This is a genomic window from Actinoplanes sp. NPDC049668, from assembly GCF_044465445.1.
Classification (GTDB): domain Bacteria; phylum Actinomycetota; class Actinomycetes; order Mycobacteriales; family Micromonosporaceae; genus Actinoplanes.
Map to the genome: position 1 here is coordinate 135,266 of NZ_JBITLR010000003.1, position 15,577 is coordinate 150,842.

At 67.7% G+C, this 15,577-nt stretch carries 13 protein-coding genes; 7 read left to right on the top strand and 6 right to left on the bottom strand.

Going from position 1 to position 15,577, the window contains the following annotated elements; genetic code table 11:
- Positions 1 to 13: 13 nt before the first annotated feature.
- The 5 genes from ACIBSW_RS13250 to ACIBSW_RS13270 form a co-directional block, all read right to left on the bottom strand.
- The gene (locus ACIBSW_RS13250) at positions 14 to 283 is read right to left on the bottom strand and encodes a hypothetical protein (RefSeq protein WP_354722559.1); all 270 of its coding nucleotides are present in this window, start codon (positions 281 to 283) and stop codon (positions 14 to 16) included.
- Between the two features lie 103 nt (positions 284 to 386).
- Positions 387 to 872, bottom strand: a complete 486-nt coding sequence (locus ACIBSW_RS13255; protein ID WP_354722560.1) for a peptidoglycan-binding protein — start codon at positions 870 to 872, stop codon at positions 387 to 389.
- Between the two features lie 266 nt (positions 873 to 1,138).
- Positions 1,139 to 3,046 carry a glycosyltransferase family 2 protein gene (locus ACIBSW_RS13260; protein ID WP_354722561.1) on the bottom strand — a complete coding sequence of 636 codons (1,908 nt, stop codon included), beginning with the start codon at positions 3,044 to 3,046 and terminating at the stop codon, positions 1,139 to 1,141.
- A gap of 155 nt (positions 3,047 to 3,201) precedes the next feature.
- Entirely contained in the window at positions 3,202 to 3,651 is a 450-nt protein-coding gene (locus tag ACIBSW_RS13265; protein ID WP_354722562.1) for a SitI3 family protein, read from the bottom strand.
- Positions 3,652 to 3,691: 40 nt separating this feature from the next.
- Complete coding sequence (locus tag ACIBSW_RS13270) at positions 3,692 to 4,228, bottom strand: hypothetical protein (protein ID WP_354722563.1); 537 nt, start codon at positions 4,226 to 4,228, stop codon at positions 3,692 to 3,694.
- A 169-nt stretch (positions 4,229 to 4,397) separates the two neighbouring features.
- Here ACIBSW_RS13270 and ACIBSW_RS13275 point away from each other — a divergent pair, with 169 nt between their 5' ends.
- The 3 genes from ACIBSW_RS13275 to ACIBSW_RS13285 all read left to right on the top strand — a co-directional run bounded on the left by ACIBSW_RS13275 (position 4,398) and on the right by ACIBSW_RS13285 (position 7,754).
- Positions 4,398 to 4,745, top strand: a complete 348-nt coding sequence (locus tag ACIBSW_RS13275; protein ID WP_354722564.1) for a molybdopterin oxidoreductase — start codon at positions 4,398 to 4,400, stop codon at positions 4,743 to 4,745.
- Position 4,746: 1 nt separating this feature from the next.
- On the top strand, positions 4,747 to 7,230 hold the full coding sequence (gene nirB / locus ACIBSW_RS13280; protein WP_354722565.1) for a nitrite reductase large subunit NirB: 2,484 nt from the start codon (positions 4,747 to 4,749) through the stop codon (positions 7,228 to 7,230).
- Between the two features lie 77 nt (positions 7,231 to 7,307).
- The gene (locus ACIBSW_RS13285) at positions 7,308 to 7,754 is read left to right on the top strand and encodes an HIT family protein (protein ID WP_354722566.1); all 447 of its coding nucleotides are present in this window, start codon (positions 7,308 to 7,310) and stop codon (positions 7,752 to 7,754) included.
- On the opposite strand, the gene ACIBSW_RS13290 is transcribed toward ACIBSW_RS13285, so the two are convergent.
- Positions 7,745 to 8,173 (bottom strand): hypothetical protein, encoded by a 429-nt coding sequence (locus tag ACIBSW_RS13290; protein ID WP_354722567.1) that lies wholly within the window; start codon positions 8,171 to 8,173, stop codon positions 7,745 to 7,747. The two genes, ACIBSW_RS13285 and ACIBSW_RS13290, sit on opposite strands and share 10 nt — an antisense overlap.
- A 643-nt stretch (positions 8,174 to 8,816) precedes the next feature.
- On the opposite strand from ACIBSW_RS13290, the gene ACIBSW_RS13295 reads away from it, so the two are divergent.
- The 4 genes from ACIBSW_RS13295 to fxsT all read left to right on the top strand — a co-directional run bounded on the left by ACIBSW_RS13295 (position 8,817) and on the right by fxsT (position 15,531).
- Positions 8,817 to 9,662: an alpha/beta hydrolase gene (locus ACIBSW_RS13295; protein WP_354722568.1), complete on the top strand. Its 846-nt coding sequence runs from the start codon at positions 8,817 to 8,819 to the stop codon at positions 9,660 to 9,662.
- Positions 9,663 to 9,792: 130 nt separating this feature from the next.
- Complete coding sequence (locus tag ACIBSW_RS13300) at positions 9,793 to 10,467, top strand: toll/interleukin-1 receptor domain-containing protein (protein WP_354722569.1); 675 nt, start codon at positions 9,793 to 9,795, stop codon at positions 10,465 to 10,467.
- Positions 10,464 to 11,642, top strand: coding sequence for a hypothetical protein (locus ACIBSW_RS13305; protein ID WP_354722570.1), 1,179 nt, complete (start codon positions 10,464 to 10,466; stop codon positions 11,640 to 11,642). The genes ACIBSW_RS13300 and ACIBSW_RS13305 overlap by 4 nt, the downstream gene beginning before the upstream one ends.
- Entirely contained in the window at positions 11,635 to 15,531 is a 3,897-nt protein-coding gene (gene fxsT / locus ACIBSW_RS13310) for an FxSxx-COOH system tetratricopeptide repeat protein (RefSeq protein ID WP_354722571.1), read from the top strand. The genes ACIBSW_RS13305 and fxsT overlap by 8 nt, the downstream gene beginning before the upstream one ends.
- The last annotated feature ends 46 nt before the right edge of the window (positions 15,532 to 15,577 follow it).

The following is a 15,577-nucleotide window of genomic DNA, read 5'->3' on the forward strand; positions in this document are numbered from 1 at the left end:
TGGCCGAGCGTGATCAGGCCGCCGTCTCGGGCGGCGTGCCGTCGACCGCGGCCGCAAGCTCGATCCGCTCGGTGTGGTTCGCTCCGATGACTTCGATGCCTCGCGTTCCGATGTAGCCGGTCAGGTTGAGCTCGACGACGTACGGCACGATCGCGGGCTGACCGATCGGGGGCATGCATCCGACGACCTCGATGCCCCAGTACTCCGGCTTCTGCGCATAACGCAGCGGGTTGAGCGAGACCTCCATGTTCGCGAACGGCTTTTCCCCGGCGACGACGAGCATCGGAGGCGGCGGAGGATAGATCATGAGGGAGACGGCGTCGGCCCGCTCGAAGTCGATGACGCGGCACGACTGGGCGGGGGGCAGGTTCTCTGATGTGGGCACGCTAATCGCTCGCAGTGTGCTGAAGGCCGACCACGAATTCGAGCGCCAACGGCAACGCCGTCCAGGTTTGCTGGCCGACGACGCCGTCTACCGGGAGGCTCGCCCAGCCCTGAAAGGCACGCACCGAAGCGTCCGTGTTCAGCCCGAAATGCCCGTCGATTCCCTGTGGCGTTGTTTCCCACAGGCCCGCAGCGCCCGATGTCAGGGCCTGCTGCAGGCTGCGGACTACATCACCCTGCGAGCCTTGTCGCAGCGTCGGCATCGCATTGCCGTCCGGAAGCGCCTTCCACGTCGCCGCATCGACGACGCCGGTCACCGGCAAACCCTCCGCGGCCTGGAAGTCCCTCGTCGCGGCCTCCGTCTTGGGCCCGAATTTGCCGTCCACGACGAGCGCGGTGTTCGGGGTGCGCCGCAGCGCACGCTGCGCCTGACTCACCGTGTCGCCGGTGGCGCCCGGACCGACCGTCGGCATTCCCTCGTTGGCCATGTTGCTCCTCATCCCGGTTAGGAATCGGCGACGCGGAGAAGCGCGAGAAGAGCGGCCCCGTACGGCCGATGACCCCCATCATCATCAATGTCCGTGGATGTCTGGTCAACCGTTCCGCCGACACGGAAGGGCGAGGACGGCACGCCGCCGCATCAGTCGGGCTCGATCGGCAATCACCCGTCCCCGGCCAAGCCGAGTGCTTCAGGCCGAGCGCAAGGCCACCCGACGGACGCTGACTGGACCGCGCCCGATACCGCGGAAACGGCCTACGCGACCGGGACGGCGCGGGTTGCGGCCGGCGCGGAGCCGGTCGCCGCGGCCAACTCGGCCGCTGTCACATAGCCCTCCTCGACGGCCACGTCCCCGAGACGGCGCCACGGCCCGTCGGTGGTGATCTGGTGATCGAGGAGCTCGCCGAGCTGTGTCTCGGTCAGCAGACCCGCATCCATGAGCATCTGCCCGACCCGCCGCCGTGCGACCACCGGCTGGGTGGGTGACAACCGGCTCAGCGTCAGGTGCACGATCGGGATGAGGCAGGTGGCGATGGTCAGCACCGCCCAGACATAGAGCGACAGGAACGTGTGGCCCAGCGCCGCCCCGGCGCCGATGAACCCGACACTCAGCCCGGCCCAGCCCAGGTGCGGCCGGAACGTGCGCCAGGTGTCGCCGGTCGCCGCGGAACCCTTGGGCGTCACGACATACGCGAGAGGCCGCCCGGCCAGCTGAGCCGCGGCAGCGGCCAGATAGATCGGCGCGGTGGCCAACTCCAGCAGCATCCCGGTCAGCCCCCACGACCGGCGCTCGTGCGCGACCAGGTTGAACCGGCGAGTGAACTGCACGAAGGCGACTCCACCCACCATGTTCAGCAGGAACAGCGCGGCCCACACCAGGCTCGGCAGCCGGGTGATGGTGATGCCGCCGACCAGATAGAGGCCGGTGAGGAAGATGCCTCCCAACCACGAGATCGCCGTGGTCGGATAATGCGACTGCAGCGCGGCGAACGAAAGCCGCTGGCTCACCAGCGGCAAGCGGCGCAGGACCGCCGGCGAATGGCTGCGGGCGATCTGCCAGATCCCGTACGCCCACCGCTTCTGCTGGCTGAAGAAGTCCGAGTACGTCGCCGGGCCTTCGCCCACCGCGATCACGTCGGGGGTGTAGACCCCGCGCCACGTGTTACCCGTGGCGGAATTGACCGCGCCGAAGATCACCATCGAGGTGAGGTGGTCCTCGATGATCGAGTCCTGGTAGCCGTCGATCTGCCGGAACGCCGCCGGCCGGTACAGGTGGTTGGTGCCGATGAGCAGCGGCGCGCCGCGCCCGTTCCCGCCGCGCTGAATCACGCCGTGGAACAGGTAGGCGAGTTCCGCCGCGCCGCGGGCCACGAACGACTCGGTCAGGTTGGCGTATACCTGCGGGGCGACGACGAATGCCGTGTCCGGGTCGGCGAAGTACCCGAGCGTGCGTTCCAGGAAGTTCGGATAAGGCACGTGGTCCGGGTCCATCTGCGCGACCACGTCATATTCATTCTCGTACGCCGAACGCCAGGCATTGTGGTTGCCGTGCTTGGTGCGGGCCTTGAACGGACCACTGGCCTGATTCCACTCCGGCTGTCCCTTGCGGCTGAAGTGTCGTACGCCCAGCCGCTCGCACCGGCGGCGCACCTCCGGGTCGTCGCCCTCGTCGAGCAGCCACACGTCGAGTACCCCGTCGTGCCGGATGCGGAGCATCGCGCGCAGCGTCGCCATGACCAGCTCGACCGGCTCCTTGCCGGGCACGATCGTGGTCAGCACCGCCACCCGCAGGCCGGGCGTCGGAACCATCGGGATCGGGTCGCGGGCCCGGGCGGCGAAGAACGTCAGCGCCAGCGTGCGCAGGGCGACGATGATCTGCATGGCGATCATGACGACCAGGCCGACCACGGTGAATACCGCGGCGACGGGGTGCAGGGAGTGCAGCTCCGGCAGGTTGCCCGGCAGCAGGAGGAAGACCGCGAGGGCCAGGGCGGCGGCCACGTGCAGCACGCCGAGCGAGCGCAGGGTCCACTCGGCCCGGCGGGCGTATGCGTTGCGGTACTCCACGCGGTCCCTGGTCGGGTGGAGAGAGCCGGTGAGCTCTGTCGCCGTACGCCCGTACAGGGCGCCGGGCACCCGCCGTTCGGCGCTGGTAGTCGCCACGTAACCGCCTCTGTCTGTCGCTGCTGAACATCTGCCCATCGGCGGCGTGTACGGCGACTGAAAGGAAAGCTCCCGCGAGTTCCTGAGCGCTTCGTCACGGTCTTCAAGCGTCGGCTACGACGCTCCGGACCGCCGAGCTGGAGCCGGGCGAGGGCTCAGCCGGGGATCAGCTGGTCGCCGGACGGATAGTGCTCCCACCAGGTGCCACGACGGTGTTTCGTGAATTTGCCGTCGAGCCGGGCGAACAGGAGGATCTCGCCGTTGAAGTCGAATATCGCGTCCTCCGGCCCGGCGTCCAGCGCGCGGCGAACCACGCCGAGCATGTTCGCGACCGCCCAGCGTAGATCTGCGAACTTGTCCAACCGAAAATGGACCCTGACGTGAGACTTCGGCTCCCACACCCAGGACCCGTTGTCGGTCTCCAGATCGAAGTAGCCGTCTCGTCCGGGCAGGACGGTGACAATGAATCCGTATCTTTCCAGGTGGTCGGCGGTGAGCCGTGGGGGAGCGCCGGTCGGCCGCTCGCTCACGTCCGGAAAGGCGCGCTCCGCCACCTGATCGATGGGCGTGTCCCCGGCAAGGACCAGCCTGTATTCGAGGGCCATGGGTGCACTTCCATCGGTGGTGTGGCGGGCACGAAGCCGTCTAGCGACGTCGCAAGACGGTGCGCGGCGGCTCCAGGGCCGGCCACGGGTCGGCTCCATAGATCCTAGGAGTATTGGCGGCGCCTATGTCGGCCACCAGCTGGCCACGTAGACGGTGCGCCAAGGCCAGCAGTTCGTCGCACGCCTCGGGGGCGATCGGTGTGCTGTCGTCGTCGCGCGGCTTGCCGTCGACGAAGATCAGGCCGGCTATGTGGTTCTGCAGCTCAAAAAAGGCCTGCTTGGCCGGGGCGGTCAGGAACATGCCGCCGGCGTCCTGGTTGAAATACCAGTCGTGCAGCTCCTCGCGGTAGTGGAACAGGTCGGAGCCGCTTGGTCGGTCGCCGTCCAGGTAGTAGCGGGGAAAGTGCCTGGTGACATGGAAGAGGCGCTGGTAGGAGTCGATTCGCTTGTCGCGCAGCGTGCGGTCGTAGGTGTACTCCAGCTCGAGCGTCAGCCTGGGCCGCAAGGTCAGGTAGGTCGACAACGTCCCGGCCACCGCGCCGATCAAAGCGGCGATCAGGGCAATCCAGCCAGCCATGCCACCACGTTGGCAGCCGGGCGCAAACGCCGGCGAAGCGCAGCCGGCGGAAACGAAGCGAGAGCCGGGCGTAAATCCCGGCGAAACAGGTGCGGGTGAGCATTGCGGGTGAGCCGAACCGACTCCGCCACGCACGTCCTGACCCGACCTCGGACGAAGGAGATCTCAGATGCAGTCGGTACCGCGGTTCCTGCAGGGCATCTACAGATTCGAGGGTAAGGGGCTGGATCAGCCGTTTCTGCTGGACGTCCTGCTTACCTACACGGTCCCGGACGGGACGGTGACCCAGCCGGTCTACTTTCGCGCCGGGAACGCCTCGCACGAGCTGATCTGCGTGATCCTCATGCGGGACGGCTCGCCGATGCGGTACTTCCCGATCGCCGCGAAGGGGGATGTGCACGTACCGCTGAGGGTGGTTGAGGACCTGGAGCCGGGGACGGCGATCGAGCTGCACCTGGCCGCGCCGGTCGGGGTCGCCGGCGCCGTGGTGGTCGACGTCGGCCTCGTCGAGGTCTGAGATGGCGATGAAGCTGGTGGTGATCGGCAACGGGATGGCCGGCGCCCGGACCGTCGAGGAGATCCTGGATCGCGGTGGCGCAGACCGTTTCGATATCACCATGTTCGGCGCCGAACCCTACGGGAACTACAACCGAATCCTGCTGTCCAACGTGCTCTGCGGCATCGAGGACGAGTCCGAGATCTTCCTGAACGACCTGGACTGGTACGCCGCGAACCGCATCGACCTGCACGCCGGTGTCCGGATCAACCGCATCGACCGGTTCGCCCGGACGGTGGTCGACGAGCTCGGCCGGGCCACGCCCTACGACAAGCTGATCATTGCTACCGGCAGCGACGCGTTCGTGCCGAAGATCGCCGGCCTGCACCGGCCCGGCCGGGGATACCACCAGGGCGTCTTCACATTCCGCACGATCGACGACACCCGAGGCATGATCCGGTACGCCCGTGAGCACCAGCGCGCGGTCGTGATCGGTGGTGGCCTGCTCGGTCTCGAGGCGGCCCGGGGCCTGCAGTCGCACCTGCCGCACGTCACGCTCGTCCACTCGGCCGGCCACCTGATGAACGCGCAGCTCGATCCGCAGGCCGGCGCGATCCTGCGCCGTTCCGTCGAGGCGCTCGGCATCGAGGTCGTCACCGGTGCCCGCACCACCGAGATTCTCGGCAAGGATGCGGTCAGCGGCGTCAAGCTCGCCGACGGCCGGACCATCGGTTGCGACGTCGTGGTGGTGGCGGCCGGCATCCGGCCGAATGCGGCGCTGGCCGAACGCAGCGGCCTGGACGTGGAGCGCGGCATCGTCGTCGATGACCGGCTGCGCTGCACGGACGAGCCGGACATCTACGCGGTCGGCGAGTGCGTTCAACACCGCGGCGAGACGTACGGGCTGGTCGCCCCGCTCTGGGAGCAGGCGCGGGTGCTGGCCGACCACCTCACCGGCGCCGACCCGGACGCCGTTTACCACGGTTCGCGCACCGCCACGAAGCTCAAGGTCGCCGGTGTCGACGTGGCCGCGATGGGCCTCAAGGAGCCGGACCGGGACGACGACGAGACCGTGGTGTTCGCCGAACGTCGTCGTGGCGTGTATCAGAGCGTGATCATCCGGGACGGGCGGCTGGTCGGCGCCACGCTGCTCGGCGACGTCAGCAAGGCCGGCTACCTCGTCCAGGCGTTCGACCGCGGCTCCCCGTTGCCGGAGGAGCGGATCCGGCTGCTCTTCGACCTCGGCGCACCCGACGCCGAGACCACCACGGCGGAGCTGGACGACTCGGCACAGGTCTGCAACTGCAACGGCGTCACCAAGCGGGCCATCGTCGATGCCGTACAGGCCGGGGTGCGGACCGTCGGTGGCGTCGCGGACGCCACCCGGGCCGGCAAGGGCTGCGGCTCCTGCAAGACGTTGGTCGCGCAGATCGTCGAGTGGGCGGCCGGCGGCGAGGTCGAGGAGGACGAGTCCGCCTCGTGGTATGTGCCCGGCATCCCGCTGACGAAGCCCGAGCTGATGACCACGATCCGCAACATGGAGCTGAAGTCGGTCTCCGCGGTCTTCGCCGCGCTCGCACCCGCCGGCGCCGAGGACGCCCGCTCGAAGATGGGCCTCGCGTCGCTGCTGCGGATGATGTGGGCCGACGAGTACGTCGACGAGCGCGACGCCCGCTTCATCAACGACCGGGTGCACGCGAACATTCAGCGTGACGGCACGTTCTCCGTGGTACCGCAGATGAAGGGCGGCGTGACCAGTCCACACCAGCTCCGCCGGATCGCCGACGTCGCCGACAAGTACCGCGTACCCATGGTGAAGCTCACCGGCGGGCAGCGGATCGACCTGCTCGGCGTTCGGAAGGAGGATCTGCCCGCGGTCTGGGCCGACCTCGACATGCCCAGCGGGCACGCGTACGGCAAATCGTTCCGGACCGTGAAGACCTGCGTCGGCGCGGACTTCTGTCGATTCGGGGTCGGCGACTCCACCGCGCTGGGCATCGCGATCGAGAACCGGTTCCAGGGCCTGGAGAGCCCGGCGAAGCTCAAGCTCGCGGTGACCGGGTGTCCGCGGAACTGCGCTGAGGCGTACGTCAAGGACCTCGGCGTCGTCGCCATCGACGGTGGTCGCTGGGAGATCTACGTCGGCGGTGCGGCCGGGGCGCACGTCCGCAAGGGCGACCTGCTCGCCACGGTGGATACGCCCGACGAGGTGATCCGGCTGACCGGGCGGTTCCTGCAGTACTACCGCGAACACGCGAACTGGCTGGAGCGTACGTATGGGTTCGTGCCGCGGATCGGCATCGAGCGGCTGCGGGAAGTGATCGTCGACGACGTGGAGGAACTCGGCGAGCGGCTCGATGAACGGTTGCTGGCGTCGATCGCCGCCTATCGAGACCCGTGGCAGGAGGGCGCCTCGCTGGCCACACCCGGGCAGTTCCGCACGTCGTTGCCGCTGATCCCACTGCCCAGGGTGCCGGCGACCACTCCGGAGACTCCCGCGCACTGATCGCGCCTCGGCCTACCGTGACGGTTGGCATAGAGTTTGCATGTCGAGTGGGCTGGGCCCGCACCCTGGGAGTTTGAATGCGTGACCCTGACTGCCCGTTCTGCGGGATAGCCGCAGGCAGGAGCGAAGCTCGGATCGTCTTCGAGTCGCCTGAGGCTATGGCGTTTCTACCTCTGAACCCGGCATCCAGGGGCCACACCCTGGTGATCCCCAGGGATCATCACGCAGATTTCCTGACGATGCCGTCAGGCCTGAACGGACCCGTTTATACGGCCGCGTCAATCGTGGGTCACGCATTGGATCGCGCGCTGTCTCCCGAAGGAATGAACTTGATCTCTTCGGCCGGGGAAGCCGCAACGCAAACCGTATTACATGCACACATTCATCTGGTGCCGCGCTGGCGTGGTGACGAGATCGGCGGGATTTGGCCGACGGCCAGGACGACGGGTGACGAACTGCAAGACGATATTGCCGGCCTGATCAGGGCGGAGATCCTGAAGGGCCGGCAGTCCGTTCATTTTTGAGCGAAGACGCTGAAGGCGAACAGCAGTAAGGTCAGCAGGAGCAGCAGGCCATAGAACGTGCGAAGGGTGATCGACCACGAGACCCTCGAGAGTTTTTCGCGACTCAGGTAGGGCCGAATATCCATGGAGAACGGCTCGGTGGCGGGTTCCTTGCGGCGAATGTCGTTGTAGAGGTGCCTGAAGAGCCGCTCCTGTTGAAGGAAATAGGAATCCAGGAGCCAGAATGCCAATGCCGGAAGAAAAGCGACGGCGGCGATCCGCAAGCCCGGCTTATTGGCCTGGAACGCGAGCAGGGCCGTGGTGATGGTGATTGCCCAGCCCTTTACGAGAAATGAATTGGTGGACTGGCGTGTCACGACTCCCTGTACCAGCTCGAGATGCTTGACGCGTTCTGCGCTGATCGACTCGTCGTCTGCCACAGCAGCAGGCTACCGGAGCCCCGCTCGATCTCTGATCACAGGACGTGGGCGACGGATGCCCGCGGTCGCGGGCGCCGACCAGCCGACGGCCACGAGGCGGGCGAGCGTCTGTCGGTCGGGCACAGGGCGATCCGAGGTTCTTTCGGTTGACCCGCCAGTGGTACGGCGGTCGGCGTCGAAGCGGTCCCGCCCGCTGCGCACCCCCGGCCGAACGTGGTATCCGCGGCTCGCATGATCAGCGTCTCCGGGCGCTGTTCGTCTGAGAATCGGCCCTCCGATGGTTAAGTCCTGGTTAAACAAGCGTGTTGGATCGGATGCGAAGCGTAGAGACTGGAGACACGCTTTTCGGGGCCGGGAAGGTACTCGCCGGTACCCCCGTGCCCAAGGGTCGGTCTTCGACGTTTAGCTAGGAATATCGTCAGTTCACGGACACCCCATCGGTCACAAGTGCGACGATGATGATCGTGGCGACCCTAGGGACGACATGGCACTATGAACCGGATGTCCATCGCGGACGTAGATAGCAATGGATATTCCGCCGTAACGATCACGGGAGGCCTGAGTGGCTCCATCGCCGGCCACCCGGATCCGGACTCGCGACGGTCTCGATCTCTGTGTCGAGACGTCCGGCGCGGAGACCGGCGTGTCGGTCTTCCTGATGCACGGCACGCCCGGCAGTCGGCTGGGCCCCAAACTGCGGCCCAGCGTCCTGCACCAGCTGGGCGTGCGGCTCGTGTGTTACGACCGGCCGGGCTACAGCGATTCCGACCGGCGACCGGGTCGGTCCGTCGCGGACGCCGCCACGGACGTCGAGGACATCGCCGACCACCTCGGCATCGAGCACTTCAGTGTGGTGGGACGCAGCGGTGGCGCGCCGCATGCGCTGGCCACCGCCGCGGTTCTCGGTGATCGGGTCGATCGGGTCGCCGCGCTGGTCTGCCTGGCGCCGCCGAACGCCGTCGGTCTCGACTGGTTCAGTGGCATGACCGAGGCCAACGTGCGTGAGTACTCCACCGCGGACAAGGACGAAGCCAAGCTTGTCGAGAGCCTGCGGCTGCAGGCGGACCGCGCCCGCCGAAATCCGTCCAGCCTGCTGGACAACCTCCGCGGTCAGATGACCGCACCGGACCAGACGGCGGTGCAGAGCTCCGCGATCCGTGGCCTGCTGGCCGAGACCTATCGCGAGGCGATGCGCGCCGGGCCGTACGGATGGATCGACGATGTCCTGGCGCTGCGTCGTGACTGGAAGTTCGAGCCCGGGAAGATCCTGCAGCCGACCCTGCTGTGGCACGGCGAGTGGGACAACTTCGCGCCGGTCGAGCACACCCGCTGGCTGGCCGAGCAGATCCCGCATGCGGAAGTGCGAATTCAGCGCGGCACCGCCCACTTCGGAGCGGTGGAGGAGCTTCCCGCCATCCTGGGGTGGCTCACCGGTTCGTCCGAGCGTGTTCTGCAGGCGGCCGGCCGCTATCACATGAATCCGTTGTAGGCAACGGCGACATCCGCCATGGTCAATTGCCGAAACCGACGGTTGACCTACCCTCTGCGGCTGTAGTCAGATGAACACCTGATGTTAACTCCAAGCGCCCTCCGGTGATGTGATCGTGGGAGAGCGTGCGATGAGCCAAGCGCTTCCCGAGACGCCGGACGCTCCCGTGTTCTTCGTCAGCTACCGGCGACCCTACGAGCCCGGCCATCCGACGGTGGCCGCTCGTCCACTGGGTCCGGAAGTCCGGCAGTTCTTCCAGGATCTGACCGAGGACGTCGGTGAGTTGATCGGCGCGCCGATCGGCTACGACCCCGGCTATCTCGATCGTGCCGACAGCGTCGGCGTCGACTGGGAGCGGCAGCTGCTGACCGCGATCGGCACGTGTCAGGTGCTGGTCTGCCTGATGTCCGAGCCGTTGTTGCGGGACAGCAAGTGGTGCGCGCGTGAGTGGCACGCGTTCGCCCGGCGGAGAGTCTCGCCGAACCCGTCACAGGCGCGGACGGGTGAAATGGCGATCGTGCCGGTGATCTGGCTACCCCTCGGCCAGACGATCGACCGCCTCCCGCCGATGGTGCGCAAGGTCGGCCTCTTCATTCCGCCGGACCTGCCCGATCCCAGGTTCGAGACCGCGTACCGCACCGATGGGTTGCTCGGCCTCATCCGGACCGGTCAGGATCGTGCTTACCGGGCCATCGTCTGGAAGATTGCCATGCATGTGAACCGCGTTCGACAGTCATGCGTCGTCATGCCCGACATACCGGCGGACATCTCGGCACTGCCGACGAGCTTCGAGGAGGACGCGTGACTCCGTCTCGTCCGGTCCGATACCCGTTCTATCTCAGCTACGCACGGTCCGCCCCGATCGGAACCGATGCACCGGAGGACGGCGACCACACCGTCGGCGAGCTGTTCCGCCGCCTGTCGGACGAGGTTCGCGGCATCGTCGGGGGTGGTCGTTCGGCGGTCGTCGGATACTTCGACGACACGAGCCGGCCGGCCGAGAACTGGAAGACCGAGTTGGGCGACGTGCTCGGCCGGGCCGACGTGTTCGTGGCCCTCTACTCACCGAAGTACTTCATCCAGTCCGTTCCGCTTCGGGAGAGGGCGGCCTACCTGCACCGAATGGCCGGGCGTGAACAGGCGCTACGGCTGTTACCGGTGCTCTGGGTGCCGTGGGAGTCGTGGAATCATCAGGAGGAGCGGGCCGCGTCCCTGACGCTGGCGCCCCGGATTTCGGAGTACACGGAGAACGGGCTCCGCGCACTGTGCCGGCTGACCGCGTACGAGACGCAGTACGGCGAGATCGTGCGCCGGTTGGCGCGCCGGATCGTGGACGTCGCCGAGGCTGCCGGTCCACGTCCGGTGACGTCGGTGGCGTTGGACGACGTGGAGGTTCCGGAGTCGAGTCTGAGCGGCATGCGACTGACCGTCATGGTGCTCGCGCCGGGCGGGCCGACCCGAGCCGGTGGGCAGAACGCGGGGGAGTGGCACCCGTTCGGCGACCGGCCGGCGTTCTCTCCGGCCGAGCTGGCCGCCAACGTCGCCGAGCGGCTGGGCATGGTGCCGCGGCTGGCCGACGCGCAGATCGAGTTCGGACCGCTGGCCGAGGGCGCGGTGCTGGTTCTGGTGGACCCGTGGATCGCCGCCACTCCGCAGGGGCGGGCGGCGCTTGCCTCGGCGGCTCAGCGGCTGCCCGACTGGGCCGTGGTGGTCGCGGTCACCGACGGCAAGGATCCGCGCTACCGCAAGCGGGCCTTCGAACTCAGCGGCATTGTGAACGATAGGCTGGGCGCCGGGCGCCGGGCGCGGCGCATTCTCGACGCCGATCAACTCGGTGAAAGAATGCCGGCCGTGGTCGTTGACACCCGCAGGGAATATCTGAGTATGGCTCCGGTCTACCTGCCGAAGGGCGCCGCCGTGGCCCGGCCCAGGATGATTGACGATAATGGTCCTTCCCACGAAGAGGACATCGATGGCTGAGAACCGCGACGGCACCGTTGTCACGTTCTACTCGTACAAGGGTGGGACCGGCCGGACAATGGCCCTGGCCAATGTCGCCTGGATCTTGGCGGCCAGCGGCTACCGGGTGCTGGTGGCCGACTGGGATCTTGAATCCCCCGGCCTGCACCGCTTCTTCCATCCCTTCATCCGCCCGAGCGACCTGCAGGGCGCGGGCGGCGTCGTCGAGATGGTCAACGTCTATGACGAGGCGACCCGGCAGGACGCCGAGCGCAAGGACAATTGGCAGGCCGACTTCGCCCGGGTCAGCCGGTACGCCTTCTCGCTCGACTGGAGGCACTTCCCGAAGGGCGGCGGCATAGACTTCCTGCCGGCCGGCCAGAACAATCCCGACTATTCCCGTAGCGTCTACGAGCGGAACTGGGACGAGTTCTACGACACGCTGGGCGGCGGGAGACTGTTCGAGGCGCTGCGCGCGGACATGAAGAAGAACTACGATTTCGCGCTCATCGACAGCCGCACCGGCATCAGCGATGTCGCCGGTATCTGCACCTCGCAGCTGCCCGACGTGCTGGTCGACTGTTTCACCTTCAGCGAGCAGGGCATCGACGGCGCGGCGCGAGTGGCCGCCGGCGTCGGCCGGAACAATGCCCGCTCCATCCGGGTCCTGCCGGTACCGATGCGCGTCGACTCGGCGGAGAAGCTGCGGGTCGACGCCGGCCGGCAGGTTGCCCGGCAGCGGTTCATCGGGCTGCCGACCGGCATGCCGGAGTCCGGACGCGATCGGTACTGGGCCACGGTCGAGGTGCCCTACCAGGCATTCTACGCATTCGAGGAGACGCTGGCCACGTTCGGCGACCAGCCGGGCGTTCCGTCGTCGATGCTGGCGTCGTACGTGGCGCTGGCTCGATACGTCACCAACGGGGCGGTATCCGAGTTCACCCCGATGGATGAGGATCTTCGCAGCCGTACCCTCGAGCGGTTCGCCCGGCGGGTGTCCCGGCCCGAGGAGAAGGTGGTCCTGCGATACATGCCGGTCGATCGCCTCTGGGCGGAGTGGGTGACCGGCGTGTTGCAGGCGGCCGACATCACCGTACGGACCGTCGAGGTCGGCAGCGACGACGACCAGATCGAGCACGATGTCCGCCAGTTGACCCTGATCTCTCAGGCCAACGCCGAGTCCGAGGCCGCGCGCGTGTCCCGGGTCCTGCCCGACCCGCGGCCGCCCCTGGTGGTCTACATCGCCGACGTGCGGCCGTTTCGTGGGCAGGCCGCGGAGGACTCCGCGTTCCTGGCGAACCAGTCGGTCGAGGCGGCCGTCGAGCGCCTGCTCAAGCTGGTCCGGCGTCCGACGGCCGAGGTCGACCCGAACGGGATCGGCGTGCGGTTCCCGGGCAGCGCGGCGGCCATCTTCAACGCGCCCATCCGGAACAAGCTCTTCACCGGCCGCGAGGCGGACATCCTCAAGCTTCGCAGCCAGCTGCAGAGTCAGGGATTGAGCGCCCTCGTGCAGGGCAACCAGTCGATCACCCTGCAGGGCATGGGCGGCATCGGCAAGACCCAGGTCGCCATGGAGTACGCCCACCGGTTCCGCAACGCCTACGACCTGGTCTGGTGGATCAACGCCTCCGAGGTGGCCTTCATCGACACGCAGCTGGCCGCGCTGGCCAAACGGCTCGGGTCGGCCGAACAGAGCGCGATCCCCGATCAGGCCGCGGCGCTGCTGGAGACCCTGGAGCGAGGCAAGGCCGACGTCGGCCGCTGGCTGCTGATCTTCGACAACGCGGAGGACATCGAGAGCGTCTTCAAGTACCTGCCGTCCGGGCCGGGCGGGCACGTGCTGATCACCTCGCGCAATCCCGACTGGGCGGCCCATCAGGAGACCATCCAGATGGAGGTCTTCCAGCGCCTGGAGAGCGTCGCGCACCTGCAGCAGCGGGTGCCCTTGATCCGGCTCGAGCACGCCAACCGCATCGCGGAACTCCTGGGCGACCTGCCGATCGCGGTCGCCGCGGCGGGCGCCTGGCTTGCCGAGACCGGCGCGCCGGTCGAGGACTACCTGCGCGACATCGAGGCGCGGCCGGAGAGCGTGCTGGCGCCTCCCGGCAATCAGTCGGTGGAGCGGACCTGGGACCTGTCGTTGTCTCGGCTCAAGGAGACGTCGGCCGGGTCATACCGGCTGCTTCAGCTCTGCTCGTTGCTCGCTCCGGAGATCAGCCTCGAGTTGATCTACGGCGACCGGATGGCCGAGGTTCTGCGTCCCTTCGATCCGGACGTCGCCGAGGCCGCGTACCGATGGTCGCTGGTGCACACGATCAGCCGGCTCGCCCTGCTGAAACTCGACGTCGCCAACCGTCGAATCCACATTCACCGTCTCCTTCAGCACGTGGTCAGGCAGCGCATGACCGAGAGCGAGATGGTGGACACCCGGTTGCAGGTGCACGCCGTGCTGGCCGCCGCCCGACCCCGCGACGACGTGGACAACCCGTCCACCTGGCCGCGTTTCCAGATGATCTGGCCGCACATCGAACTGGCCGAGGCGTACGACTCGCGCGAAGAGGCGGTACGCCGGCTGTTCATCGACCGCGTGCGTTACGTCTGGATGACCGGCGGGATCAAGGAAGCGCGTGAGATCGCCGAACATACCGTCGACCGGTGGCGCCAGCTGATGAACCGCCTGGACACCGACAAGGAGCGCGAGTCGCTGCGCCGGCAGATCCTGCACCTGCAGTTCAACCTGGGGAACATCCTCCGGGACGAGTCGGAGTTCACCGATTCGCGCGCCCTGAACGAGCTGGTCCTGGCGGAGCAGACCGCCCTGCTCGGTGCGAATCACCCGCACACGCTGATGACGGCCGGCAGCCTCAGCGCCGATCTGCGTGCCCTCGGCCTCTATGCGAACGCGCTGGAACAGGACACCCACACCTACACCGCGTGGTCGCAGCACTTCGGCGACGAGCACCCGCGCACCCTGAACGCGCTGAACAACCTGGGCGCGTCGTACCGGCTCGTCGGTGACTTCCGGTCCGCGCGCGAACACGACCAGTCGGTGTTCCAGCGAAGCTCCGCGCTGTTCGGCGACGAACATCCGGCGACCCTGCTGGCCGGCGCCAACCTCGGCCGGGACCTCCGCGAGGCGGGCGACTACCGGGGCTCCATCGTGCTGCTCGAAGACCTCTGCGAGCGGGTGCGCACGACCCTCGGCGAACGGGTGCCACGTTATTACAACCTTCGCACCAACCTCGCGGTCTCGTTGCGCAGCGCCGGCCGGGCCAAGGACGCGGCACGCGTCCTCGAGGAGGCTTACGAGCAGCTGAACCATCTGCTGGGCCCCGACAACCCGGACACTCTCGCCTGCCGGCTGAGCCGCGCGGTGAACCTGCTCTCGACCGGCGAGGTGGAGAGCGCCGGAACCGAGCTGCGCGAGATCGACAACGCGTACGGACGATTCGGCCTGGAGGATTCTCACCCGCACCGCCTCGCCTGCACCACGAACCGGGCCGCGACGGCCCGCGCGGCGCAGGATCTGCGTACGGCGCGCGCGCTCGCGGAGACGGCGAGTCGGGGCTTCACCGACGTCCTCGGGCCCGAGCACCCGTACACGCTGGCGGCCGGCGTGAACCTGGCCGTCGTCCTCGCCGATCAGCACGACCTGCACCACGCGCGTGAGCAGTTCGAGAGCCGTCTGCACGAGATGCTCGGCCTGCTCGGACCGGACCATCCGGACACGGTGCGGTGCGAGGGCAACGTCCTGCTCGTCCGCCGCGAGATGGACGGCAGGCGTTACGACACGGAGATGAGCGAGGTGGCCGCCCACCTGACCGCCCTGCTGGGCGAGAAGCATCCCGCGGTCGAGGCCCTCCATGAATCCCGGTACCTGCATCGCATCGTGGACCCGCACCCGTTCTGATCAACACAGCCCCGGTTCCCTGATCGACGCGCGCCATTCCGGGTCT

Bases quoted from the DNA above. Each gene is read 5' to 3' on its own strand.
- ACIBSW_RS13250 (WP_354722559.1), bottom strand. From the start codon at position 283: ATGCTCGTCGTCGCCGGGGAAAAGCCGTTCGCGAACATGGAGGTCTCG.
- ACIBSW_RS13255 (WP_354722560.1), bottom strand. From the start codon at position 872: ATGGCCAACGAGGGAATGCCGACGGTCGGTCCGGGCGCCACCGGCGAC.
- ACIBSW_RS13265 (WP_354722562.1), bottom strand. From the start codon at position 3,651: ATGGCCCTCGAATACAGGCTGGTCCTTGCCGGGGACACGCCCATCGAT.
- ACIBSW_RS13270 (WP_354722563.1), bottom strand. From the start codon at position 4,228: ATGGCTGGCTGGATTGCCCTGATCGCCGCTTTGATCGGCGCGGTGGCC.
- ACIBSW_RS13275 (WP_354722564.1), top strand. From the start codon at position 4,398: ATGCAGTCGGTACCGCGGTTCCTGCAGGGCATCTACAGATTCGAGGGT.
- nirB (WP_354722565.1), top strand. From the start codon at position 4,747: ATGGCGATGAAGCTGGTGGTGATCGGCAACGGGATGGCCGGCGCCCGG.
- ACIBSW_RS13285 (WP_354722566.1), top strand. From the start codon at position 7,308: ATGCGTGACCCTGACTGCCCGTTCTGCGGGATAGCCGCAGGCAGGAGC.
- ACIBSW_RS13300 (WP_354722569.1), top strand. From the start codon at position 9,793: ATGAGCCAAGCGCTTCCCGAGACGCCGGACGCTCCCGTGTTCTTCGTC.
- fxsT (WP_354722571.1), top strand. From the start codon at position 11,635: ATGGCTGAGAACCGCGACGGCACCGTTGTCACGTTCTACTCGTACAAG.